This window comes from Streptomyces sp. NPDC058646 (assembly GCF_042716875.1).
Taxonomy (GTDB): Bacteria; Actinomycetota; Actinomycetes; order Streptomycetales; family Streptomycetaceae; genus Streptomyces.
Map to the genome: position 1 here is coordinate 22,865 of NZ_JBHXRK010000042.1, position 22,754 is coordinate 45,618.

Here is a 22,754-nt window from a genome sequence, read left to right on the forward strand (position 1 = left end):
GGGCGGGCGGCGAAAGGGCGGGCGGGCGGCGGCTGCTCGGGGGTGCGGGGGCTCAGGCGTGGAAGGGGAGTCCGGCGTCGGCGGCCAGTTCCAGGTCGTCGCCCTCGGGCGGCGGCAGGAGGGTGGCGGAGCCGTCGCTGACGGGGACCACGCCGAGTTCCAGGAGCTCGGCCATGGCCGCGCTGCCCGCCATGTCGCGGACCTGGAGCTGGTAGCGGGGGGTGGTCCGGTAGGTGCCTCCGGCGTCGTCCCCGGTGCGCTGGAGGAAACCGGAGTCGGTGAGGAAGGCGGCGGCCTTGCCGACGATGCCGGTGGTGGAGCCGGCCAGGCGGCGGGCGTCCTTGGTGGCGCCGGTCGCGCTGCGCCGGGCGTAGACGCGCCAGGCGGCCTCCAGGCCGGGGGCGTCGGTGGCGGGGTCGGTGTTCTCGCCCAGCTCCTCGGCGCGCTCCTCCAGGCGCCGGCAGGTCTGACGGACGAAGGCGTCGACCCCGTTGACGGTGACGCGGCCGATGTAGCCGTCGTCGGCGAGGTCCTCGGGGCGGGGGAAGGCGAGGGCGGCGACGGCCAGGTGCGCGAGGCCGTGCAGGAAGCGGTCCGCGGAGTCGGCGGCGGTGCGGCGGGCGTAGTCGCCCATGCGGACGGCGAACACGGAGTCCTCGCCGGCGGCGACGGCCATGCCCGCACGGGGCGACACCTCCAGCACGATGAGCCCGAGGCCGGTGGCGACGGCGTCGGCGAGCCGGCCGAAGGCGGGGTCCTCGCGGTAGCGGCGCAGCAGTTCGGCGTACTCGGCGTCGCGGGCCGGGAGCAGCTTGGGCTGGAGCCCCAGCGCGACGAGCCGGGCCGCGTCGGCGGCGTCGGCGGGGGTCAGTGCCCCGGCGGGGGCGTGCGCGACGGGAGCCGACGGCGCGTCGGGCTCGCTCCACGCGGGGTGCTCGGCGTGGCGGTCGCTCACGGGCGGGTCTCCTCGGCGGTACGGGTGGTGGGGAGGGCGTGCGGTACGGCGGCCGGTTCGGGGCCGGCGGCCCCGGCAGCCCGGGTGCGGCGGCCGGTCCGGCCGGGCCGCGGTACGGGGGCAAGACCCGGAGGGCCGCACCGCAGCGACGACGACAGCAAAGTCGACCGAAACGACGGCGGCGGCAGAGACGGCGGCGGCGACAGCAGCAGAGACGGCAGCGGCGGCAGAGACGACGACGGCGGCGACAGCGGCGCCGGCGTCATGACGCCTCCGCCCGGTCGGCCGCCATGCCCGCGGCGTCCAGCAGGGCCGTGCCGACGATCAGGTCGGCCCCGCCGAACTCGGGGTCGTCGAGGGCGGTGCCGTCGTCCACCGCGAAGAGCAGCCGCTCCTCGCCCTGGCGGTACGCCGTCCCCACGGCCGGGCTCGCCGCGTGCACGGCGAGCAGCGCCACCAGGTACGGCAGTTCGGGATCGGTGCGGCGGGCCTCGGCCAGGAGCCCGGACAGCCGGCGCGGCGCGTCGTGCGGCAGGTTCAGCAGCTCCGTCGCGCGGGCGAGCTGCTCCTCGCTGAAGCGGCTGTCGTCCGGGGTGGCGATGAGGTCCGGCTCCGGCATCTCCGCGCCGAGGTGCTCCCGCTCCACGGGCGGGGTGAGCAGTATGTCCACCAGGTCGGCCACCCGCACGGAGACCGGGGTGCGCAACCCCGCGCCGGAGGCGAAGAACGCGTCGGTGACCCGGCCCGCCTGGGCGAGGGGCAGCGGCAGCAGCGGGGCGACGAGCTGCCCGTACAGGTCGATGCCGGAACGCGGGGCGGGGGCCGCGAAGGCCTGCCGGTCCTGTTCGGCGCGGAAGAGCGGTCCGGCGTCGAGCAGCCGGGACTGGAGCTGGGTGTGGCGGCGGATGCAGTCCTTGACGATGTCGACGAGTTCGGCGGCGCGCCGCTTGTTCTCGGGCTCCTCCGCCTCGTCGCGCGCCTTGCGGATGTTGGTGAGGATCGCGTTCTCGTGGCGGTAGCGGTCGGCGACGTGGTCGAGGGCTTCCGCGATCATGTCGGGGACGGCCTGGAGCCAGTCCACCGCCCGGACGTTGCGCCGGGTCGCGTCCAGGGTGCGGCGCAGGGTCTCGGCGTACTGCACGGTCCGGTACCGGGCCTGTTCCGCGGCGAGCTGGGCGTCCGCGAGCCGCCCGCGGCTGATCAGCACCTCCAGCTTGACCTCGGCGGCGATCTGCGCGCTGGTGACGTCGGTGTCGAGGGCGCCGACGAGGACGTTCACGGCCTCGTCGGTGGTGCGCAGGTAGACGGCGCCGCCGTAGCCCGGGACCTCTTCGATCAGCTTGAAGTCGTAGTCGCGGCGGACGTAGACCCCGTCCGGGCCGAAGGTGCCGTAGATCGCGCGGAAGCCGCGGTCCACGCTGCCGACGTTGATCAGGTTCTCCAGCACCCAGCGGGCCACCCGCTCGTGCTCGGCCGCCGGACGGCCCGGGGCCTGGGCGGCGACCCGGGGCAGCAGTCTGGCCACTATCTGCTCGTGGTCGGCGCCGGTGTCGAAGTCCATGTTGAGCGTGACCAGGTCGATCGCGGCCAGGGCGACCTCCGCCATCGCGTAGACCCCGTACTCGCCGGCCAGATTGGCCTTGCGTACGTCGAGGTCGTGGAGCGGGGCGGTGCAGGCGAGGGCGCGGAGCCGCCGGGCCAGGCCCTCGTCGGCGGCCGGGCCCGGCGCCGGGGACGGAAGGGTCTTCGCCGGGGCGGGGAGAGTCACGGACAAAGACTAGGCGCTGACCCTGACAACATCCCAAACGGCATGGTTCGGCCGGATCGTCCCGGCCTCGGGGGAGACGGCGTGCGCGCTGTTCTACGCTCGCCGCATGGCTTCCATGATCACACCCTCGGCCGTCCCCGGGCCCGCCGTCCCGACCGACCTGAACGCCGACCTCGGCGAGGGGTTCGGCCGCTGGACGCTGACCGACGACGAGGCGCTGCTCTCCGTCGTCACGAGCGCCAACGTGGCCTGCGGCTTCCACGCCGGGGACCCGTCCATCATGCGCCGGGTCTGCGAGCTGGCCGCCGAGCGGGGGGTACGGATCGGGGCGCAGGTCTCCTACCGGGACCTGGCGGGGTTCGGGCGGCGCTCCATGGACGTGCCGCCCGGTGAACTGGCGGACGAGGTGGCCTATCAGATCGGGGCGCTGGAGGTCTTCGCGCGGGCGGCGGGCTCCCGGGTGTCGTACGTGAAGCCGCACGGCGCGCTCTACAACCGCACCGTGCACGACGCGGACCAGGCGGCGGCCGTGGTCGCGGGCGTGCGCCTGGCCGCCGGGCCGGCCGGGCTGCCGGTCCTGGGGCTGCCGGGATCGCTGCTGCTCGCGGCCGCGACGGAGGCCGGGCTGGCTCCCGTAGCCGAGGCCTTCGCCGACCGGGCGTACACGCCGGGCGGGACGCTGGTGCCGCGCGGGGAGCCGGGCGCGGTGGTGCACGACCCGGACGCGGTCGTCGAGCGGGCCGTGCGGCTGGCCGCCGAGGGGACGGTCGCGGCGTGCGACGGCTCCCCGGTGGCGGTGGCCGCGCGCTCCCTGTGCCTGCACGGGGACACCCCCGGGGCGGCGGGGATCGCGCTGCGCGTGCGCGCGGCGCTGGAGGCGGCCGGGATCCGGGTGGAGGCCTTCGCGTGAGCCTGAGGATGCGTGCGCTGCCCGTGGGGGCGGAGGGGCTGCTGATCGAGCTGGGGTCGGCCGCGGACGTGGCGGCGCTCCACGCCGAGGTGCTGCGGCGGCGGGACGCGGGCGAGCTGGGCGGCGTACGGGACGTGGTGCCCGCGGCCCGGACCGTGCTGCTGGACGGCGTACGCGATCCTTCGGCGCTGGCGGCCCGGATCGCGGGCTGGGAGGTGCCGCCGCTCGCGGAGACCGAGGGGCCGCTGGTGACCGTGCCGGTGCGGTACGACGGTCCGGACCTGGCGGAGGTGGCGGAGCGGTGGGGGGTGGCGGCTCCGGAGGTCGCGGGCATCGTCGGCGGTCTCGTCTTCCGGGTGGCCTTCTGCGGGTTCGCGCCCGGCTTCGGCTATCTGACGGGGCTGCCTGAACACCTGCGCCTGCCGCGCCGGGACACGCCCCGGCCGGCCGTTCCGGCGGGCTCGCTGGCGCTGGCGGGCGAGTACGCGGGGGTGTACCCGCGCTCCTCCCCCGGCGGCTGGCAGCTGATCGGGTCCACCCGGGCGGTGCTCTGGGACCCGGCGCGGGAACCCGCGGCACTGTTCGCGCCGGGGGTACGGGTGCGGTTCACGGAGGACGGCGATGAGTGAGCTGCTGGTGGTCCGGCCGGGGGCCCTGACCACGGTCCAGGACCTGGGCCGGCCGGGCCACGCGCACCTGGGGGTGCCCCGCTCGGGGGCGCTGGACACGGGGGCGTACGTACGGGCCAACCGGCTGCTCGGCAACCCGCCGGACGCGGCGGCCCTGGAGACGACCTCGGACGGGGTGGGGCTGCGTGCCCTGGCCCCGGTGACGGTGGCCGTCACCGGGGCGCCCTGCGCGGTACGGGTGGACGGGCGCCCGGCGGCCTGGGGAGCTCCGGTCCGGCTGCCGGCCGGGGCGGAGCTGGAGGTGGGCCGGGCGGAGTCGGGGCTGCGCGGGTACGTCGCCGTGCGGGGCGGCCTGGCCGTCCCGCCGGTGCTGGGCAGCCGCTCGACGGACCTGCTGTCGGGGCTGGGCCCGGCCGTCGTGGCCGCCGGGATGCTCCTGCCGGTGGGCCGGCCGGGGCCCGGTCCCGTCGGCGGGGCGGACGTCTGCGCCCTGCCCGGGGCGCCTGCGGAGCTCCTGCTCCCGCTCCGGCTCGGGCCGCGGGCGGACTGGTTCACGCGGGCTTCGCTCGCGGACCTGTGGCGTGCGCGGTTCCGGGTCTCGGCGATGTCCAACCGCATCGGCCTGCGCACGGAGGCGGGCAGCGCCCTGGTGCGCGCGCGCCCCGGTGAGCTGCCGAGCGAGGGCATGGTCCTGGGCGCGGTCCAGGTACCGCCGGACGGCCTGCCGGTGGTGTTCCTGGCCGACCACCCGGTGACGGGCGGCTACCCGGTGGTGGGCGTGGTCCCGGCGGCGGCACTGGACGCGGCGGCCCAGGCCAGACCGGGGATCCCGGTCCGGTTCACGCGGAGCCGGTGAGCTTCCCCGCCGAACACGGCGACGCCGTCCTCGTCACCCGCCGGGTCGCCGGCCCGCACCTGGCGTCCGACCCGACGGCGGGCGTCCGGCCCGTGCCCGGCTACGCCGTCCACAGCGCCGGGCGTCCCGCGCACGCCGTAGCCACCGGTCCTACCCGGCGGCAGCCGCGCCCCCGGTCCGTTCCCGGACCGGGGGCGCGGTGCGTGCGCGGCGGCCGGGGCCGGCCGCCGACTGCCGGACGGCTGTCAGACGGCCGATTCCGGGGCGATCCGGCTGCGTACGGCCGACTGCACGTCCTCTTCCTCGGCGGGATCGGAGGCCAGGCGGCGCAGGCGGGGCGCCACCCGGGCGTCGGCGGTCTCGGCGTGGCGGGCGGCCACCTCGCGGGTGGTCTCCTCGCAGTCCCAGAGGCATTCGACCGCGAAGCCCGCCGCGAAGGTGGGGTCGGTGCTGGCGAGGGCGCGCGCGGCCCTGCCGCGCAGGTGGGACGAGGCCGTTTCGCGGTAGATGTGCCGCAGGACGGGGGCGGCGCAGCCGATGGCGAGGCGGCCCGCTCCGTCGACCAGGGCGTACAGCCGCCGGGTGTCCGGGCCGGAGCCGCGGACCGTGGAGCGCAGGGCGCCCAGGACGAGTCCGGCGTCCTCGGCCCCGCCGCGGGAGGCCAGGACGGCGGCCGCGGCTGCGCCCAGCGCGTCGGGGCGGTGGATCCAGCGCCGGGCCCGGTCGAGGGCGGCGGGGCCGCACATGCGCTCGTAGGCGGCCACGGCGGGCTCGTCGGCGGCGGCTTCGATGAGGTCCAGCACGGCCGGGTTCTCCGGCTCGGCGAGGACCAGGTGGTGCAGGGCGGTGGCCCGGGCGGCCTCGCCGGCGGCTCCGGCGGCGGCTTCGAAGATGGCGGAGCGGTCCTCGGGGGCGGCCACGGCGGCGAGGCAGCGTGCTGCGGGCACGTGCAGCGGTGTCCCGCGGCGCAGTCCGTCGGCGGCCCAGTCGAAGACGGCCTGGACGCCCCAGCCGGGCCGGGGGCCGTTCGGGGTCAGCTGGCGCTGCCAGCGGTCGAAGGACCCCTGTCGGCGGGCGGCGCGCAGCCGCTCGCCGTACTCCGGGGACTCCTCCCACAGGCACCACGGCCGGGGCTCGTAGGCGTCGCGGACGGCGGCGGCCAGCCGCGCCTCACCCTCCGCCGTGGCGGGGAAGCGGGCGACGACGGACGCGCCCAGGGAGCGCAGTCCCCCGTCGTCGTCGCGCAGGGCCAGCTCGTCGAGGGCCCAGGCCCAGTTCGCGCCGGAGGCGGCGTACCGGCGCAGCAGCATCAGCGCGTCGGCACGGCCGTACGAGGCCAGGTGGCCCAGGACGGACAGGGCGAGGCCCGTGCGGTGTTCCTCGTCGTCGACGAGGTCCTCGGCGCAGAAGAGGTGGGTCTCGATGGCGCCGAGGGGGCCGTCGAGGTCCAGGTACAGGCGGGCGTAGTACAAGGAGCGGTTCTCGACCTGCCAGTCCTGACGCGGGTCGCCGAGCACGCACCGGTCGAGGGCCGCGAGGGCCTCGGTACGGGGTGCCGCGAGTGCGTGCAGCGTGCCGTCGCCACGGCCGCGCTGGAGGAGCCCGAGCAGGGTGCCGCTCGGTGCTATGACTGGTTCGAACATGGGAATGGCCTCAAATCAAGCTGGGGACGCAACCGGGAATCGGGATTCACAGGGCCGCGTAACAGCATGTGAGGACGTTCGCCGTCATGTTCCGCTCGATGTAGACCATTGCCTTCTCACTCTCGTCGGTACTTCGTGACCATGGTGGCCGGGCCGGGCAGGGACACCCTTCGTGTCCTGCCCGCTCCGGCCCGCCCCCCGTGTTCGCGAATCGAATCCGACGCCATGATGGCCCAGGCGGTTTGTGCACCGCGACCACATTTACGGCTGCCGTGACCAGACCGTGAGGTCTGCACCGGTCACGGCCCGGCAAAAAGCGGACTACTTGGCTCCGAAGAGTTCCAGCAGGTCGGCCTTTGCGAACATGCGCGCCGTGTCCACGGCGGAGGGCGTTCCGGCGTCCGGATCGGCCCCGCCGGCGAGCAGCGCGCGGATGACGGCCTCCTCGCCCTTGAAGACGGCTCCGGCGAGCGGGGTCTGGCCCCGGTCGTTGGCGCGGTCGGCCTCGGCGCCCCGGGCGAGCAGGACGGTGACGGCCTCGGCGTGGCCGTGGTAGGCCGCCAGCATCACGAGGGTGTCACCCCGGTCGTTGGTGAGGTTGGCCGGGACTCCGGCGTCCAGGTAGGCGGCGAGCGTCTGGGCCTCACCCTGCCGGGCCAGGTCGAAGATCTTGGTGGCCAGCTCGATGACGTCCTCGTCGGGACCGTCCGCCGAGGTGCCTTCGGTGTGCTCGCTCATGGTTCGTACCGTCTTTCACTCGCTGCTCGCATGGCCCGCCCCGACACCCGTCCCCGGGCCGGAGGCGGGCAGGGGGGTGCACGGCACTGCGTCCGTGCGGGTGAATCGCCAGAGTAGCGCCCGGACCTGGACATGCCGGGTCCGGCCCGAGGCAAAGATCACCCTTGCCCCCTCCACGCCCGACGCGCCAGCCGGGGTGAGCCGGTCAAGTGAAAAACGGCGCCATTCACCCGTATGCACCTTTTGTCGCATTGATACTTCCTGTGAGCCTGGAACAACTGATGGTGACTGTCCCCACCCACCAGGAGAAATTCTCATGGTCCTGTCCATCTCAGGTGTCGTCCTGCTCGGCATCATCTGCTTCCTGTTCTTCAAGAAGGACGGAATGAAGCTGTCCCATGCGTTCGTCTGCTCGCTCTTCGGCTTCTTCCTGGCCGGCTCCGCCATCGCCCCCAGCATCACGGCGAGCACAGCGAGCCTCGCCAGCCTGCTCGGCGGGATCAAGCTCTAGACGGGCCCCCGCACGCGAACACCCAGCCCCACCCGAAGCACCCGTCACACCCCACAACTCCAGGAGACGCCCGTGGCCCGGCGCCCACTTCCCCGCATCCTCAGCAGCGGCACCACGTCGCTGGCACGGGGCCGCGACCTCGCTCGCACGGCCGCCGACAGCGCCACGGACGTCCTCCATCCGCTCCTCACCATCGGACGCGGCCTGCGCATCCTGGCCTCGGCCGGGCGGCGCACATGGGCCGAGACCCCCAAGGACAAGCGTGGTCCCGCGCTGTTCCTGGGCGCCGCCTGCGTCCTCGTGGTCGCGCTCGTCCCCTACGGCCCGCTCCTCGCCCTGATCACCCTCATGGCGGCGGCGGCCTGGCAGGGACGCGACCGCACCCCGGTGAAGACCGGGCCAAGCGATGCCGAGACCGAACGGCTCGGCTCCCTCTACGAAGCCCTCGTGCCGTACTTCTCCGTCCCGGAGGATCCGAATCCGCTCTTCGCCCACGGCGGGGAATGGGACAAGGCCTTCAGCGGCTACGAGTTCGACGAGGCGGGCCGCGTCACCCGGCTGCGCATCCACTACCCGGCCTACTTCACCGATGGCGAGGCCGCCTCACGGGCCCGGATCGAAACATTGCTGCACGCCAAGTCCGGGCGCGGACGGGAGTATCTCTTCGAATGGGACGAGGAGGGCAACCAGCTCGACCTGAGCGTGCTGGCGGCGCTGCCGACGGGCATCGCCGCCCAGCCGTTCGTGACCTCTCCCGGTGAGACCGTGCTCGGCTTCACCGACGCGGGCAACGTCCGGCGGACCCTGCCCGTCCTGGACGGGGGCGAGCCCCGCGACGTCCCGCCGGTCCTCTGGCGCACCGGCCCCCGCTCCACCGAACCGCACCTGCTCGCCGTCGGCCTGCCCGGCTCCGGCACCTCCACCCTGCTGCGCTCGATCGCCCTCCAGGCCCTGCGGCACGGCGGCGACGTACTGGTCGTCGAGGGCGGCGGCAGCGGAGAGTACGCCTGCCTCACCGGCCGCACCGGGGTCCTCGCCGTCGAGTGCGGGCCGACCGGGGCGCTGAACACCCTCGAATGGGCCGCCCAGGAGACCGAGCGGCGGCTCGTCGCCACCCACCGGGCCCGCGAGAGCGGCCACCCCGCCCCCGACGACACCCGCCGCCCGCTGTGGATCCTGCTGGACCGCCCGAGCGTGCTCGCGCACCTCGCGGCCGCCGACGGCCGGCCCGACCCGCTCGCCCAGCTCCAGGTGCCGCTGCGGCACGGACGGGCCGCGCACATCACGGTGGTCGTGGCCGAGCAGTTCGACCACCTGGAACTGCTCCACGACGCCGTGTGGCAGCACACCCGGGCCCGGGTCGTGCTCGGGCCGGCCGCGATCCAGCAGATCACCGACGTCCTCGGCCTGCCGCCGCACACCACCCCGACCAGCCAGGTCCCGCCCGGCCGCGGGTACGCCCGGCTCGGCACCGGCCCGGTGCACCGGCTCCAGGTGCCCGCCACGCCGGACCCCTACGACGACGCCACGCACCCCGGCTTCCGCCAGGCCGTACTGGAACTCCTCCCTGAGCGGCGACCGGGCCAGGACGGCCCCCGGAACGCGGCAGGCGCCCCGGACCGCACCCCGGCGGCCAAGCCCCTCCAGGCCCACCCCCCGGCGCAGGCACAGGGCCCCGCCGCCCCCTCGGAGGTCCCGCAGACCCCGGAGGTCCCGGCCGAGACCCCCTGAGGACGACGTACCTCAGGCCACGAAGGTGCGCGGCGGTTCCGCCCCGCTGCCCCCCGCCCCCGTCCCGACCAGCCGGGCCGCCGCCGCCAGCCGGGCGGCGGCCTCCTCGGCCACCGGCCCGCCGACGGTGAACGGCAGCCGGACGTAGCCCTCGAAGGCCCCGTCCACGCCGAACCGCGGCCCCGACGGCACCCGTACCCCGACCCGCTCGCCGACCTCGGCCAGCCGGGAGCCGGAGAGGCCGCCCGCCCGGGCCCACAGGGTCAGCCCGCCGCGCGGAACCTCGAACTCCCAGTCCGGCAGCTGCCGGCGCACCGCCGCGACCAGCGCGTCCCGGTTCTCCCGGGCCTGCTCCCGGCGGATCCGCACGGCCTCCTGCCAGCCCCCGGTCCGCATCAGCCAGTTCACCGCCAGCTGCTCCAGCACCGGCGTACCCAGGTCGGCGTAGGCCCGCGCGGCCACCAGGCTCCGGATCACGTCGGGGGCCGCGCGGACCCAGCCGATCCGCATGCCGGCCCAGAAGGCCTTGCTGGCCGAGCCCACGGTGACCACCGTGCTGCCCGCCGGGTCGAAGGAACATACGGGCCGCGGCATGGCGTGCTCCGGGTCCAGCTGGAGCTCGGCCATCGTCTCGTCCACCACGAGCACGGTCCCGGCGGACCGGGCCGCCTCCACCATGGCCCGGCGCTGCTCCTCGGAGGCCAGCGCGCCGGTCGGGTTGTGGAAGTCGGCGACCACGTAGGCGAGGCGGGGGGCGGAATCGCGCAGCACCTGCCGCCAGACGTCCATGTCCCACCCGGTCAGCCCGTCGGCCATGGCGACGGGCACCAGGCGCACTCCTGCGGCGCGCATGAGCTGGAGGATGTTGGCGTAGGAGGGCGACTCGACGGCGATCCGCTCCCCGCGCCCGGCGAAGAGCGTGCAGATGGCGTCGATGGCGCCCATGGCACCCGTGGTGACCATGATCTGCTCGGGCATCGTGGGGATGCCCTGTTCGGTGTAGCGGTCGGCCAGCATCCGCCGCAGCGCGGGCAGCCCCGCCGGGTAGTCCCCGTGGGTGTGCGCGTACGGGGGCAGCTCCTCCAGGGCGCCCTGGACCGCCTTGGTCAGCCAGGGCTCGGGGGCGGGGAGCGCGGCGCAGCCGAGGTCGATCATCGAGCCGAGGGACTCGGGCGGCAGGGGTTCCAGGCCGCGGGCGGGCAGCGGGTTCCCGGCCGGTACGGAGGTCCAGCTGCCGGCGCCCCGGCGGGATTCCAGGAAGCCCTCGCCGCGCAGCGCCTCGTACGCGGCGGCGACGGTGGTGCGGCTGAGGGCGAGGGCGACGGCCAGTTCCCGCTCGGCGGGGAGCCGGGCGGCGACCGCGACGCGGCCTTCCAGGACCAGCCGGCGGATCGCGTCGGCCAGGGTGCGGTACGCGGGCGGCTTGCGGGCGCCCGGCACGGCGGGGGCGGGCCGCTCCTGCTGGGAGCTGATGAGGCGGGCGAGCTGCGCGGCACCGACCGCCGACGTCCATTCGGCCATGACGTGCGGGCCACCTTCGGGAAATTGGCCCCCGCGTGCGGGTCGGGAGCCTGGATTGGATTGATGTCTCGCGCCCCAGACTGTCACGCTCCGGTCCACTTCCACCAGGGCAACGTCCGGACCGGCCCGCCGCCCCACGGCCCGCCTCCTCCCCCACGGGCTGCCCCCGCGCACGGCACGGGGGATACTGCGGCCGTGACGCACGCACGCCTTCGCCACCCGTATCTGGACCACCCGGCTCCGATCCCCTTCGCGCACCGGGGCGGTGCCGCGGACGGGCTGGAGAACACCGCCGCCGCCTTCCACCGGGCCGCCGAAGCGGGCTACCGGTACTTCGAGACCGATGTGCACGCCACGGCGGACGGCAAGCTGGTGGCCTTCCACGACGCGACCCTCGACCGGGTCACCGACGGGCGGGGCCGCATCGCCGAGCTGCCGTGGAGCCGGGTCCGCGAGGCCCGGGTGGCGGGCACCGAACCGCTGCCGCTCTTCGAGGAGCTGCTGGAGGAGTTCCCCGAAGCCCGCTGGAACATCGACGTCAAGGCCGAGTTGGCCCTGCACCCGTTGGTCGACCTGATCGCCCGGCGCGGGATCTGGGACCGGGTCTGCGTGGGTTCGTTCTCGGAGGGCCGGGTGGCCCGGGCCCAGCGGATCGCCGGCCCCCGGCTGGCGACCTCGTACGGCGTGCGCGGGGTGGTCGGCCTGCGGCTGCGTTCGTACGCGATTCCCGCGGCGCTGCGCGTCGGGGCGGTGGCGGCACAGGTTCCGGAGACCCAGGCGGGCATCCGCGTGGTCGACCGGAGGTTCGTGCGCACCGCGCACGAACGGGGGCTCCAGGTCCACGTGTGGACCGTGAACGAACCGCAACGCATGGAGGCACTGCTCGACCTGGGTGTCGATGGCATCATGACCGACCGGATCGACATCTTGCGCACGGTGCTGGACCGGCGCGGCGCCTGGGCCTGACACGCCCGCGGCCGGCCGCCCCGGGGTCGGTGCCGGTGCGGTACGGGGACCAGCGAGGGGGCACCGGATGAGTGCGCAGACGACGGACGAGGCGGAGCCCGGGTCCGAGGACGGCGGATCGGCCGCGGCCTCGGCGGCCGCGCGCAAGCGCGAGCAGCGGGGATGGTACTTCTACGACTTCGCCGTATCGGTGTACTCGGCCAGCGTGCTGACGGTCTTCCTCGGCCCGTACCTGACCTCGGTGGCCAAGGCGGCGGCGGACGCCGAGGGCTTCGTGCACCCGCTGGGCATCCCGGTGCGGGCGGGCTCCTTCTACGCGTACTCGGTGTCGGCCTCGGTGATCCTGGCCGTGCTGCTGATGCCGCTGGCGGGTGCGGTCGCGGACCGGACCGGCCGCAAGAAGCCGCTGCTGGCGGTGGCCGCGTACACGGGGGCGGCGGCCACGGCCGGGATGTTCTTCCTGGGCGGCGAGCGCTACCTGCTGGGCGGACTCCTGCTGGTCGTGGCGAACGCGGCGCTGTCGGTCTCGATGGTGCTCTACAACGCCTACCTGCCGCAGATCTCCACGCCCGACGAGCGGGACACGGTCTCGTCGCGGGGCTGGGCCTTCGGCTACACCGCGGGCTCCCTGATGCTGGTGATGAACCTGGTCCTGTACCAGGGCCACGCGTCCTTCGGCCTCACCGAGGGCGAGGCGGTGCGGATCTGCCTGGCCTCGGCGGGCCTGTGGTGGGGGGCCTTCGCGCTGATCCCGCTGCGCAGGCTGCGGGACCGGGCGGTGGTCCGCGAGCCGGGGGCGGCGCCGGCCGTCAACGGCTGGAAGCAGCTCGTCGCGACCCTCAAGGACATGCGGCGCTATCCGCTGACCCTGTCCTTCCTGCTGGCGTACCTGATCTACAACGACGGCGTGCAGACGGTGATCTCGCAGGCCTCCATCTACGGCTCGGAGGAGCTGGAGCTGGATCAGTCCACCCTGATCGGGGCGGTACTGCTGGTGCAGGTCCTGGCGGTGGCGGGCGCCCTGGGGATGGGCCGCCTGGCCCGGATCCACGGCGCCAAGCGCACGATCCTCGGGTCGCTCGCCGCGTGGGCGCTGACGCTGGCGCTCGGGTACTTCCTGCCGGCCCGGACCCCGATGTGGTTCTTCGCACTCGCCGCGATGATCGGGCTGGTGCTGGGCGGCAGCCAGGCGCTGTCGCGCTCGCTGTTCTCGCACCTGGTCCCGGCGGGCAAGGAGGCCGAGTACTTCTCGGCGTACGAGCTGAGCGACCGCGGTCTGAGCTGGGTGGGACCGCTGGTCTTCGGCCTGACCTACCAGGTCACGGGCAGCTACCGGGACGCCATCATCTCGTTGGTGGTCTTCTTCGCACTGGGTTTCGTGCTCCTCGCGCGAGTGCCGGTGCGGCGCGCGGTGGAGGCTGCAGGCAATCCTGTACCCGAGCGGATCTGAGTCCGGTCCGCGCGTGCTCCCGACCCGGACCTGCGAACGAATTCCGAACGAATTTAGACGTTGAAGCAAAGGGCCGGTAGTGTACGCCTTTGGCCTGCCAGGCGGACCGTTACTGCGCGCGCAAGAAGCGTGGACGTTGGGTGACATCTGCTGCCAGATGTGACAAAACGGGCATTGGTGGGTACAACAAGGGGCGGCACGACGGGCGACGCACGACCCGGAGCGGGAATCTATACCGCCGACCGGACGTTGACCGGATGACGACGACAGCGACACCTGTCCTGTGGGCGACAAGCCCGGGAGGCACGATTCATGAGTGAGCGAGCTCTCCGCGGTACGCGCCTCGTGGTTACCAGCTACGAGACGGACCGCGGCATCGATCTGGCCCCGCGCCAGGCGGTGGAGTACGCATGCCAGAACGGACATCGATTTGAGATGCCGTTCTCGGTTGAGGCAGAAATTCCGCCGGAGTGGGAGTGCAAGGCGTGCGGCGCCATGGCACTCCTGGTGGACGGGGACGGGCCCGAAGAGAAGAAGGGCAAGCCTGCGCGAACGCACTGGGACATGCTCATGGAGCGGCGCACCCGCGAGGAGCTGGAGGAAGTGCTGGCCGAAAGGCTCGCAGTCCTTCGTTCCGGCGCCATGAACATTGCCGTGCATCCGCGGGACAGCCGCAAGTCCGCCTGACAGCCGGACGACGCACAAGCCGAGGGGCCCCGCCACACACTGTGTGGCGGGGCCCCTCGGCTTTCCGCTGTTCTCCCCGCCGCTGATCCCTGTGCCTGCGACGGTCGCGCCGGTCTAGGGAGCGAGCGGCGGGCGGTAGCCGGTGTCCGGCCCCTGCGGCCCGTCCGGCCGGCCCTCCCGGATGACCTCCCCCTGGACGACCTTGCCGTCGGGGTGGCGGATCCGTGCCTGCTGGAAGGCGTCGCCGAAGCTGCCCGCAGGCACCGAGGCCATCTTCCGCTCCAGCGAACGGGCGGCCCTGCGGCCGATCCACGCCCGGACGGGCGGAAGCAGGCAGAGCAGCCCCGCCAGGTCGGAGAGCAGGCCCGGCATGATCAGCAGGAGGCCCGCCAGCATGGTCAGGCCGTTGCCCTGGCCGGGCTGCTGCGGGGTGGGCTGCTGCCCCTGCTGAGCCTGCTGGAAGGTCTCCGCCAGGTTCTTGAAGGCACGCCGCCCGGCCCGCTTGATGACCACCACCCCGAGCACCATCCCGCCCGCGAGCAGCGCGGCGACGGCCAGCCCCCCGGCCACCCCGGCGACCAGGCTGAGCAGCCAGATCTCCAGGATCAGCCAGGCGGCGACCGCGAGGGGAAGGAACGTACGGGCGGGCGAACGCCGCCGGGGGGCCGTCGAAGTGGGAACGCCGGTCGTCATGACACCCAGTGTGCCTGGGCCCGCGTAAAAACGACCTCAGTCGGAGGTACCGGACATCCCCTAGGGGGTGCCCGGCCCGGTCGGGTACGGGGCGAACGGCCCGGTCAGGCGAGGGGTGCCCGGCCCGGTCGGGCCGGAGCGGGCCCCGGCCGGGGAGCGGTCAGGCCTTGCCCTTGCCCGTCAGCTTGGCGACCTGCGCCTTGACGCCCCACTGGGTGACCCGCCACAGGGCCTCCACCACGATGTCCTTGCTCATCTTGCTGTCGCCGAACTCGCGCTCCACGAACGTGATGGGCACCTCCACCACACGGAAGCCCTTCCGGACAGCCCGGCGGGCCAGGTCCACCTGGAAGCAGTAGCCCGCGGAGGCCACCTCGTCCAGGCCCAGCCCCTCCAGGGTCTCGCGGCGGAACGCGCGGTAGCCGCCGGTCACGTCGCGGATCGGCACACCCAGCATGAGCCGGGAGTACGTCGAACCGCCGCGCGAAAGGATCTCACGGCTCTTGGGCCAGTTCACGACCCGGCCGCCCGGCACCCAGCGGGAGCCCAGCACCAGGTCGGCGCCGGCCAGCGCGGTGAGCAGGCGGGGCAGCTCCTCCGGCTGGTGGGAACCGTCCGCGTCCATCTCCACGATGACGCCGTAGTCGTTCTCCAGGCCCCAGGCGAAGCCCGCCAGGTACGCGGCGCCGAGGCCTTCCTTGCCCTTGCGGTGCAGGACGTGCACGTGCTCGTCACCGGCCGCCAGCTCGTCCGCCAGCTTGCCCGTGCCGTCGGGGCTGTTGTCGTCCGCGACGAGGATGTGGGCCTCGGGCACCGCCGCGCGGACACGGCCGACGATCAGCCCGATGTTCTCCGCCTCGTTGTAGGTCGGAATGATCACCAAGGCTGTACCGAGCGGTCCGTAGCTCTGCTGTCCGCCGTCGCTCACTGAGTCCCCTTTAGGTATTCCTGTTCGTCCTGCACGTCCTGTCACAGTGGATGATTTTAGAACAGCGATCGGGGCCCGCGGTCCTTCGGGCCGGTCAGGCGCTCGCTGGCTGCGGGCCGCCCCTGACCGTTGTCTACTGGACCGCCGGGCCCCGACCTGGCGCCACCCGCCGCCCGGCGAAACCTCCCCTCGCCCCCGAGGCGCGGGCGCGCTTGAGCAGACGGATCCATCCGGCGCGGACGTCCTGTGGTGGACCCGGCCGAACCTATCCGGGTCCGGCCGCCCGTACCGAACCGAGGTCGACCGCATCACCCCTGTGGGCGTACGAATACCTCCCGCCCGCCGACCACCGTCGCCAGGCACACCGGCAGCTCCGCGCCGGGGCTCAGGTCGGGCAGTCCGGGGGTGCCGGAACGGGGGTCGGTGGACCAGCGGGCGACCCGGTCGTCCGGGGCCTGGACGACCAGTTCGGAGGTCTGCCAGACCGCGTAGTCGGCGGGGGCGCCGGGGACGAGGACGCCCGCGTCGTCCCGGCCGACGGCCCGCCAGCCCCCGCGGGTGTGGGCCGTGAACGCCGCCCGTACGGAGACGCGGTGCTCGGGCGTGCGGTGGAACGCCGCGGCACGGACGGCGCCCCAGGGGTCCATCGGGGTCACCGGCGCGTCCGAGCCGAAGGCCAGCGGCACCCCGGCCTTGAGCATGGCCGCGTACGGGTTGAGGGTACGGGCCCGCTCGGCGCCCAGCCGGTCCGCGTACATACCCTCCTCGCCACCCCAGGCGGCGTCGAAGGCGGGCTGGACGGAAGCGGTCAGGCCCAGCTCCGCGAAGGCCGCGATCGTGGCGGGCGTCATCATCTCGGCGTGCTCCACGCGGTGGCGGGCCGCACGGACCCGGGCCAGGCCCACCTTCTCGGCGGCCGCCCGGACACCCTCCACGACGGCGGTGACCGCGGCGTCGCCGATGGCGTGGAAACCGGCCTGGAGGCCCGCCTCCGTACAGGCCGCCACGTGCTCCCCGACCGCGCGGGCGTCGAGGTAGCCGGTACCGGTGTGGGCGGCGTCCGCGTACGGGCTGTGCAGGCAGGCCGTGTGCGAGCCGAGGGCCCCGTCGACGAAGAGGTCTCCGGCCGCCCCGATCGCACCGAGCTCCTTGACCCGGCCGAGGTCCCGGTCGGCCCAGTACCCGAAGACGCGCGGCCCGGGGCGCTCCCCGGCCAGGTCCAGCAGCGCGGTGAAGTCCTCTTCGGAGGAGATGCCGGGCCCGCCGCACTCGTGCACGGAGCCGATCCCGAGGGAGGCCGCCCGGTCCAGCGCGGCCCGCTGGGCCTCGGCGCGCTGGGCGGGGGTCACGGCCGCCAGGGCGGCCGCGCGGACCGCGTGGTGGGCGTCGCGCACCAGCGGCTCGTCCCCGTCGGCGTCCACGCCGGGGACGAGGTCGAGCAGGGCGGTGGTCACCACGGCCGAGTGCACGTCGATCCGGCTGAGGTAGAGCGGACGGCCGCCGGCGGCCCGGTCGAGCTCCTCCCGGCGCGGTGCACGGCGCTCGGGCCACCGGGCCGCGTCCCAGCCGTGCCCGAGGAGCACCCGGTCGGCCGGACGGCTCGCGGCGTACGCGCGGACCAGGTCCAGCGCGTCGGCCGACGAGCGGGCGCCGGTCAGGTCCAGGCCTGTCAGCGCGAGACCGGCCGAAGTGGTGTGGACGTGGGCGTCGGTGAAGGCGGGCGTGACGAGCGCCCCGCCGAGGTCGACGACCTCGTCCACCCCCTGTGCGAAGGCGTCGGCCGCCCCCTCGGAACCGACCCAGGCGACGTGGCCGCGCTCGACCACCATCGCGGTGGCGAAGGGGTCGGCGGGGCTGTGGACCTCTCCCCCGCGCAGGAGGACGGTACGGGTGGGGTCGCTGGGGGCGGGGATCGCGCGCTCGGTCATGCCGACCAGTCTCGCCCCTCCCCGGGGCCCGGCCGGACGCGGGTGCGGCCTGACGGCGGGCCGGCCCCTAGACCCGGGGCGGGCGCGCCTCGTACGGGGTGGAGAGGACGACCGTCGTACGGGTCGACACGTGCGCGAGGGCGCGCAGCCGGCCCAGGAGGTCCTCCAGCTCCAGCGGAGTGGCCACGCGCACCTTGAGGATGTAGTTCTCGTCTCCCGCGACGCTGTGGCAGGCCTCGATCTCGGGGACGCCCGACAGCCGGTCGGCGATGTCGTCCGGAGCGCTCGGGTCGAACGGTTTGACGGAGATGAAGGCGGTCAGCGGCAGGCCGACGGCCTCGGGGTCGACGACGGCCGCGTAGCCCCGGATCACCCCGCGCTGCTCCAGACGGCGCACCCGCTGGTGCACCGCCGACGTGGACAGTCCGGTGGCCTTGCCCAGGTCCGTGTAGCTCATCCGCCCGTCCCGCACGAGCAGATCCACGATCTGGCGGTCCAGGTCCTCCATTGCGCTCATAGCCGCTCAACCTAAGGCCCAAGGGTGGTCCAGGCCCAGTGCTGTCCACCCACTGGTGGCATCTGCGGCAGGCATGTGACCAAAACCACAAGGGTATACCGGCGTACGACGGGCTGTTGTGGTTACTCGTGCCGCGCGACGGGAAGTGCTTGCTGTGGCCGAGGCCGAAGAACCTGCCCGCCCGGCCCACCCAAGGGGGAGTACATCCATGCTGAACACCAAGCGCACCGGTCGCACCGAACCGGAGCCCCTGGAACCTCTCGAATCCGAGGACGACGAATACCTCGATACCCTCGAGGACGCCGAAGGCTTCGAGATCCACCACGCGATCTGCCCCGACTGCGGCCAGTCGATCGCCCTCGTCGCGGACGAGGAGTACCTCCCGCAGCACGCCCTCTGCCTGACCCCGTGGAACCCCTTCGGGCTCACGGTGTGTGCCGGCACCGGGCGGCCCGCGGCGGACGCGCTGCCCACCGTGGGCATCCTCCCGCCGGAGACCGCGGCCGCGGAGCTCGACCCGGTCGTCCTGTCGGCCACCCTGCCCCAGGGGCTGGACTGGCGGACGCAGCCCTTCTCGCACGTCGGCGGTCCGGGCTCGCGTCCGGTCCGCGTGGTGAGCCCCGTGCTGCCGCCGCAGACGCGGCAGCAGCACGTGCAGGCCGCCTGACCCGCGCCGCTACCAGTACGTGCCCTGCACCATGGCGGCCAGGCTGGCGTGGTGCAGGATCAGGCTGTCGGGATCGCCGGTGGCCGCCGGGCTGCCGGCCTCGCCGAAGTGCGCCTGGCGGTAGGCGATGCGCAGCATCACGATGCCGTGCCGCAGGGCCGCGTAGAGGGTGTGGAACTCCATGTCCCGCGGGGTGTGCCCGGTGAGTTCGGCGTAGCGGCGCTCCAGGTCCTCGCGGCGCAGGAAGTCCGGCAGGCCGGGCTGGCCGAATCCGACGGTGAGGTCCTGGAAGAACCGGTGGAGGTAGACCGTCCAGCCGAGGTCGACCTCGCGCGGGGCGTAGGCGGCCATCTCCCAGTCCAGGACGGCGACCGGCGTGAAGCCGTCGTAGACGACGTTCCCGATGCGGGCGTCGCCCCAGTTGAGGACGGCCTGGCCCTCGTCGGCCGGCCACAGCTCCTCCAGCCGGGCGAACGCCCGCTCCAGCAGCGGGGACCGGGCCTTGCCCTCGACCACCCAGGAGTAGTAGGCGCGTTGGACGTCCACGTGCCGGCGCAGCGGGCTGCCCTCGCCCGCGGGGAGCAGGAACTCGGCTTCCCCGCCCGGGAACTGGTCGTGGAGGCGGGCCAGCAACGCGATGCTGGCTTCCTGCAGTGCGGCGCGTTCCGCGTCGGTCGCGGAGTGCAGCCAGTTGCCCTCGTACGTGTAGGGCATGACGTCGGGCGGTACGCGGCCCTCTGCGCGGGCCATCACGAAGAACGGCGCCCCGAGCGGGCCCGGGTCCTCCTCCAGCCACAGCACGCGCGGGACCGGCAGGTCCGTGTGCGCGGCGACCAGGCTCATCACACGGTGCTGGCGCGGCATGTCGTACACGGGGAAGACGGTGTAGGCGGCCGGATCGGCGGCGAGCCGCAGCGCACAGGCGCGGACCGGGGCGTCGGGGTGCTCCAGGTCGAAGAGGAGGGTCTCGCTGGACATGCCGTTGGACCCCGGGACGGACACGTTGCCGACCTTCGCCCCGGGGAGTTCGCGGTCCAGCCAGGCGGCGAGACGCCGGCCCAGTTCTTCGGGTTCCCGGGTGGAGGTGCGCGGACGGGGTGCGGTGGCCATGGGATGGGGGCCCCTTTCCCTGGGGGTTGCTGGGGGTTCCTGGATTCCTGGGGTGCTGGGGTTGTCGGGGGTGCTGGGGGCGCAGGGGGTTGCTGGGCTTGCAGGGCTCGCAGGGGCTCTAGCGGATGACGGGGTTCGCGACGGTCCGTGGTCCTACGGGGCGACGGAGGAGTAGTCGGCGAAGCCGCTGGGGTCGTGCCGTCCGAAGCTGCCGTGCTCGAAGATGCCGTGGCCGACCTGCCCGTCGAGGGTGAAGCGGGCCGAGTGGTCGGTGACGCCGAAGGCGGCCATGGGGTGGGCGGCGGAGTCGGACAGGTCGTAGACGCGGCGGTCGGTCCAGCCACGGCCCTGCCAGGTCCCGTGCTGCCAGTCCGCTGCGGGCGGGTATCCGGCGCCGACGGCGAGCGGGGAGGAGTTCAGGATCTCCACACCGAGTTCCATGGGCTTGCGGGAGGGGTCGGTGAGGTGGACGACGGCGCTCCGGGGGTGCCGGCTGCCGGGTCGGTAACGGATCTCGGTGTGCGGCCAGCCGAGCTGGACGTCGCGGCGCCCGCTGCCCTCGGGGAAGACCTGCACGGCCTCGTTCAGGATCCGGTGGCCGTCCGCGTCCTCCTGCGCGATGACCATGACGAACCGGTCCTCGAAGCGGACCGGGATCCAGAGCCAGTGGAAGCCCTCGGGGCGGTACTCCTCCGCAGCCCGGCCCCCGTCCTCCCCCGGGATCGGCCGCACGCCCCAACTGCGGTCCCGGGTCCCGGTCCACTCCCCCGCCGTGAGGGCGAACTCCTCGCCCTTGGCCCTGATGGTTCCGGCGACCTGACCGGCCTGGACGAAGCGGCGGCCCTCCAGGATGAGGCGGTCGCCGCGCCGCTGGACGTGGTGAGGCTCCCAGACGGCGGGGAACTCGGCGGTCCACGTGATCTCGTACGACAGCCCCTGCGGGTCGGCGGGGTCGGCCGCGCAACGCAGGGTGAGCTGCCGGAGCGGGACGTCGACGGTGATGGACAGCGGGCCCACCGAAAGGTTCATCCGGTCGTCGCCGAGTGCGTCGGAGGCCCGCACGGCGAGGAGTTCCTCGCCGATGCGGAGGGTGGCGTAGGCGTCTATGACCCCGGCGTTGGGATAGACCCCGAGGCCGAGGATGAGTACGGCACGGCCGGCGTGGTCGAAGACGTGGAAGATGCACCGGTCGTAGGCGTTCCGGTCGCCACTGACGACGTGCTTCATCGACAAGGGGGCCTGGTGGATGGGGTACTCGTCGAGCGCGACGGGCCGGTCGGCGGGCATGGCGGACCTCCTGAAGAACGGACGGGCGTGGGCCGGGGCAAGGGGGCGGCCAGGGTCGACCGGCCGGAGCGAGGCAACAGGCGGGCAGGCGGGCAGGCGGGCAGCAGCAAGTGCATATGACGGTACGTCAGAAAGGCTGGCCGGGACCAGAGTTCTGGCACAACCTGACAGTCCGGCACACTTGGCCGGGGTTGGGCTTCGGGGGGCTGTTACCCCTTGGCGGGATCAGGGAGGGTTTGGGGGTTTCCCGCCAGTCCTATCGTCTCTCCGTGGCGGGACGGGCCCTCAAGGGCGCTCCTTCGTCGCGTCGCTTCGCGATGGCCTTCGGCCCCCCTTGACCGCCCGCCCCGCCACGGAAAGACAGGACCGACGGGAACCCCCCAAAAAGACGCTCACCGGGGACCGATACGAGATGCGGGGCGGTCAGCGTTCCAGGGCCTGGCCCCCAGTGGCCCTGTCGGAGCCAGACCTCGACCAGATCATCAGCAGAATCGGGGAGCGCATCAACTCCCACCCTCCACTTCATTGCTTGGCGTCTGCGAGCCGTCTGCGGGTTGGACATAAGCCGCCACCGGTCCGGTACGCACCGCACGTCGCCCGGCGTCAGCAGTCCGTCTGCGGCTGGACATAGGCCGCCAACGCTCCGGTGGTGAGGCGCGTCGCCAGGCGTCTGCGACACAGTTGTGCGCGCGTATGCACCTATGCATGTCTGTGGGCGGGGGCCCACTGCGACCGTCAGGGCACGGGACGGGAGCTGACGGAGTCTGATGCCGGATCTTTCGGCCCCTCACTCCGGCAAGACGCCACATCTCTCCCGATCCCGCGTCCACACGGTGAAGCAACCCGCTGGTGCGTGAGAGGCAAGCTCCCCGGACCTACCGGTCACGGCCCACGTCCAACCCCGGACGGACCGCAGACGCCAAGCAACGTGCCGTACCCACCGGAGCGTTGGCGGCCTATGTCCAACCCCGGGCGGGTCGCGGACGCCAAGCGACGTGCGGTGCCTACCGGAGCGTTGGCGGCTTATGTCCAACCCCGGGCGGGTCGCGGACGCCAAGCAACGTGCGGTGCCTACCGGAGCGTTGGCGGCTTATGTCCAACCCCGGGCGGGTCGCGGACGCCAAGCAACGTGCGGTGCCCACCGGACCGGCGGCGGCTTATGTCCAGCTCCAGGCGGGTCGCAGACGCTGAGGCGAGAAGGGTGTGTGCGGCGTTGATGCGCTGCCCGATCCTGCTGACGGTCTGGTCGAGGTCTGGCT

20 protein-coding genes are annotated in these 22,754 nt (G+C 73.8%); 9 read left to right on the forward strand and 11 right to left on the reverse strand.

What is annotated here, in order from left to right:
- Window positions 1-52 precede the first annotated feature (52 nt).
- Together ACFWUZ_RS33465 and ACFWUZ_RS33470 are read right to left on the reverse strand one after the other, a co-directional pair.
- Window positions 53-955 carry a hypothetical protein gene (locus ACFWUZ_RS33465; RefSeq protein WP_384381435.1) on the reverse strand — a complete coding sequence of 301 codons (903 nt, stop codon included), beginning with the start codon at window positions 953-955 and terminating at the stop codon, window positions 53-55.
- A 262-nt stretch (window positions 956-1,217) separates the two neighbouring features.
- Window positions 1,218-2,723, reverse strand: a complete 1,506-nt coding sequence (locus ACFWUZ_RS33470; RefSeq protein ID WP_384381437.1) for a hypothetical protein — start codon at window positions 2,721-2,723, stop codon at window positions 1,218-1,220.
- Between the two features lie 115 nt (window positions 2,724-2,838).
- On the opposite strand from ACFWUZ_RS33470, the gene ACFWUZ_RS33475 reads away from it, so the two are divergent.
- Genes ACFWUZ_RS33475 through ACFWUZ_RS33485 form a run of 3 tightly spaced genes read left to right on the forward strand, consistent with a single transcriptional unit; the run spans window position 2,839 to window position 5,118 of the window.
- Window positions 2,839-3,633 carry a LamB/YcsF family protein gene (locus tag ACFWUZ_RS33475; RefSeq protein WP_384381465.1) on the forward strand — a complete coding sequence of 265 codons (795 nt, stop codon included), beginning with the start codon at window positions 2,839-2,841 and terminating at the stop codon, window positions 3,631-3,633.
- 8 nt (window positions 3,634-3,641) lie between these two features.
- The gene (locus tag ACFWUZ_RS33480; protein WP_384381467.1) at window positions 3,642-4,262 is read left to right on the forward strand and encodes an allophanate hydrolase subunit 1; all 621 of its coding nucleotides are present in this window, start codon (window positions 3,642-3,644) and stop codon (window positions 4,260-4,262) included.
- Window positions 4,255-5,118, forward strand: coding sequence for a biotin-dependent carboxyltransferase family protein (locus ACFWUZ_RS33485; protein WP_384381439.1), 864 nt, complete (start codon window positions 4,255-4,257; stop codon window positions 5,116-5,118). Before ACFWUZ_RS33480 ends, ACFWUZ_RS33485 begins: the two co-directional genes overlap by 8 nt.
- A 245-nt stretch (window positions 5,119-5,363) precedes the next feature.
- Here ACFWUZ_RS33485 and ACFWUZ_RS33490 read toward each other — a convergent pair whose 3' ends face one another.
- Window positions 5,364-6,761: a HEAT repeat domain-containing protein gene (locus ACFWUZ_RS33490; RefSeq protein WP_384381441.1), complete on the reverse strand. Its 1,398-nt coding sequence runs from the start codon at window positions 6,759-6,761 to the stop codon at window positions 5,364-5,366.
- 321 nt (window positions 6,762-7,082) lie between these two features.
- Window positions 7,083-7,499: an ankyrin repeat domain-containing protein gene (locus tag ACFWUZ_RS33495; protein WP_384381443.1), complete on the reverse strand. Its 417-nt coding sequence runs from the start codon at window positions 7,497-7,499 to the stop codon at window positions 7,083-7,085.
- 316 nt (window positions 7,500-7,815) lie between these two features.
- Here ACFWUZ_RS33495 and ACFWUZ_RS33500 point away from each other — a divergent pair, with 316 nt between their 5' ends.
- Window positions 7,816-8,010 (forward strand): hypothetical protein, encoded by a 195-nt coding sequence (locus ACFWUZ_RS33500; protein WP_030706611.1) that lies wholly within the window; start codon window positions 7,816-7,818, stop codon window positions 8,008-8,010.
- Window positions 8,011-8,082: 72 nt separating this feature from the next.
- Entirely contained in the window at window positions 8,083-9,741 is a 1,659-nt protein-coding gene (locus ACFWUZ_RS33505; RefSeq protein WP_384381445.1) for a hypothetical protein, read from the forward strand.
- Between the two features lie 12 nt (window positions 9,742-9,753).
- On the opposite strand, the gene ACFWUZ_RS33510 is transcribed toward ACFWUZ_RS33505, so the two are convergent.
- On the reverse strand, window positions 9,754-11,262 hold the full coding sequence (locus ACFWUZ_RS33510) for a PLP-dependent aminotransferase family protein (RefSeq protein ID WP_384381447.1): 1,509 nt from the start codon (window positions 11,260-11,262) through the stop codon (window positions 9,754-9,756).
- A 195-nt stretch (window positions 11,263-11,457) separates the two neighbouring features.
- On the opposite strand from ACFWUZ_RS33510, the gene ACFWUZ_RS33515 reads away from it, so the two are divergent.
- The 3 genes from ACFWUZ_RS33515 to ACFWUZ_RS33525 all read left to right on the forward strand — a co-directional run bounded on the left by ACFWUZ_RS33515 (window position 11,458) and on the right by ACFWUZ_RS33525 (window position 14,365).
- Entirely contained in the window at window positions 11,458-12,228 is a 771-nt protein-coding gene (locus ACFWUZ_RS33515) for a glycerophosphodiester phosphodiesterase family protein (RefSeq protein ID WP_384381449.1), read from the forward strand.
- A 67-nt stretch (window positions 12,229-12,295) separates the two neighbouring features.
- Window positions 12,296-13,678, forward strand: coding sequence for an MFS transporter (locus ACFWUZ_RS33520; protein WP_384381451.1), 1,383 nt, complete (start codon window positions 12,296-12,298; stop codon window positions 13,676-13,678).
- A 312-nt stretch (window positions 13,679-13,990) separates the two neighbouring features.
- Window positions 13,991-14,365, forward strand: coding sequence for an RNA polymerase-binding protein RbpA (locus ACFWUZ_RS33525; RefSeq protein WP_007262928.1), 375 nt, complete (start codon window positions 13,991-13,993; stop codon window positions 14,363-14,365).
- 114 nt (window positions 14,366-14,479) lie between these two features.
- Here ACFWUZ_RS33525 and fxsA read toward each other — a convergent pair whose 3' ends face one another.
- The 4 genes from fxsA to ACFWUZ_RS33545 form a co-directional block, all read right to left on the reverse strand.
- Complete coding sequence (fxsA, locus tag ACFWUZ_RS33530; protein WP_384381453.1) at window positions 14,480-15,058, reverse strand: FxsA family membrane protein; 579 nt, start codon at window positions 15,056-15,058, stop codon at window positions 14,480-14,482.
- A gap of 160 nt (window positions 15,059-15,218) precedes the next feature.
- The gene (locus tag ACFWUZ_RS33535) at window positions 15,219-15,986 is read right to left on the reverse strand and encodes a polyprenol monophosphomannose synthase (RefSeq protein ID WP_384381455.1); all 768 of its coding nucleotides are present in this window, start codon (window positions 15,984-15,986) and stop codon (window positions 15,219-15,221) included.
- A gap of 308 nt (window positions 15,987-16,294) precedes the next feature.
- A complete protein-coding gene (locus ACFWUZ_RS33540; RefSeq protein ID WP_384381457.1) occupies window positions 16,295-17,914 on the reverse strand; it encodes an amidohydrolase in 1,620 nt (539 codons plus the stop codon).
- A gap of 67 nt (window positions 17,915-17,981) precedes the next feature.
- On the reverse strand, window positions 17,982-18,422 hold the full coding sequence (locus tag ACFWUZ_RS33545) for an Lrp/AsnC family transcriptional regulator (RefSeq protein WP_384381469.1): 441 nt from the start codon (window positions 18,420-18,422) through the stop codon (window positions 17,982-17,984).
- A 217-nt stretch (window positions 18,423-18,639) separates the two neighbouring features.
- Between ACFWUZ_RS33545 and ACFWUZ_RS33550 the strand changes: the two genes are divergently transcribed.
- Window positions 18,640-19,098 (forward strand): hypothetical protein, encoded by a 459-nt coding sequence (locus ACFWUZ_RS33550; protein ID WP_384381459.1) that lies wholly within the window; start codon window positions 18,640-18,642, stop codon window positions 19,096-19,098.
- A 9-nt stretch (window positions 19,099-19,107) separates the two neighbouring features.
- On the opposite strand, the gene ACFWUZ_RS33555 is transcribed toward ACFWUZ_RS33550, so the two are convergent.
- Together ACFWUZ_RS33555 and ACFWUZ_RS33560 are read right to left on the reverse strand one after the other, a co-directional pair.
- Window positions 19,108-20,208, reverse strand: a complete 1,101-nt coding sequence (locus tag ACFWUZ_RS33555; RefSeq protein WP_384381461.1) for a phosphotransferase family protein — start codon at window positions 20,206-20,208, stop codon at window positions 19,108-19,110.
- Window positions 20,209-20,361: 153 nt separating this feature from the next.
- Complete coding sequence (locus ACFWUZ_RS33560; RefSeq protein ID WP_384381463.1) at window positions 20,362-21,495, reverse strand: hypothetical protein; 1,134 nt, start codon at window positions 21,493-21,495, stop codon at window positions 20,362-20,364.
- Window positions 21,496-22,754 lie beyond the last annotated feature (1,259 nt).

Excerpts from the sequence above, each read along its gene's own strand:
- ACFWUZ_RS33475 (WP_384381465.1), top strand. The coding sequence starts at position 2,839 with ATGATCACACCCTCGGCCGTCCCCGGGCCCGCCGTCCCGACCGACCTG.
- ACFWUZ_RS33480 (WP_384381467.1), top strand. The coding sequence starts at position 3,642 with ATGCGTGCGCTGCCCGTGGGGGCGGAGGGGCTGCTGATCGAGCTGGGG.
- ACFWUZ_RS33485 (WP_384381439.1), top strand. The coding sequence starts at position 4,255 with ATGAGTGAGCTGCTGGTGGTCCGGCCGGGGGCCCTGACCACGGTCCAG.
- ACFWUZ_RS33490 (WP_384381441.1), bottom strand. The coding sequence starts at position 6,761 with ATGTTCGAACCAGTCATAGCACCGAGCGGCACCCTGCTCGGGCTCCTC.
- ACFWUZ_RS33495 (WP_384381443.1), bottom strand. The coding sequence starts at position 7,499 with ATGAGCGAGCACACCGAAGGCACCTCGGCGGACGGTCCCGACGAGGAC.
- ACFWUZ_RS33500 (WP_030706611.1), top strand. The coding sequence starts at position 7,816 with ATGGTCCTGTCCATCTCAGGTGTCGTCCTGCTCGGCATCATCTGCTTC.
- ACFWUZ_RS33510 (WP_384381447.1), bottom strand. The coding sequence starts at position 11,262 with ATGGCCGAATGGACGTCGGCGGTCGGTGCCGCGCAGCTCGCCCGCCTC.
- ACFWUZ_RS33520 (WP_384381451.1), top strand. The coding sequence starts at position 12,296 with ATGAGTGCGCAGACGACGGACGAGGCGGAGCCCGGGTCCGAGGACGGC.
- ACFWUZ_RS33525 (WP_007262928.1), top strand. The coding sequence starts at position 13,991 with ATGAGTGAGCGAGCTCTCCGCGGTACGCGCCTCGTGGTTACCAGCTAC.
- fxsA (WP_384381453.1), bottom strand. The coding sequence starts at position 15,058 with ATGACGACCGGCGTTCCCACTTCGACGGCCCCCCGGCGGCGTTCGCCC.
- ACFWUZ_RS33540 (WP_384381457.1), bottom strand. The coding sequence starts at position 17,914 with ATGACCGAGCGCGCGATCCCCGCCCCCAGCGACCCCACCCGTACCGTC.
- ACFWUZ_RS33545 (WP_384381469.1), bottom strand. The coding sequence starts at position 18,422 with ATGGAGGACCTGGACCGCCAGATCGTGGATCTGCTCGTGCGGGACGGG.
- ACFWUZ_RS33550 (WP_384381459.1), top strand. The coding sequence starts at position 18,640 with ATGCTGAACACCAAGCGCACCGGTCGCACCGAACCGGAGCCCCTGGAA.
- ACFWUZ_RS33555 (WP_384381461.1), bottom strand. The coding sequence starts at position 20,208 with ATGGCCACCGCACCCCGTCCGCGCACCTCCACCCGGGAACCCGAAGAA.
- ACFWUZ_RS33560 (WP_384381463.1), bottom strand. The coding sequence starts at position 21,495 with ATGCCCGCCGACCGGCCCGTCGCGCTCGACGAGTACCCCATCCACCAG.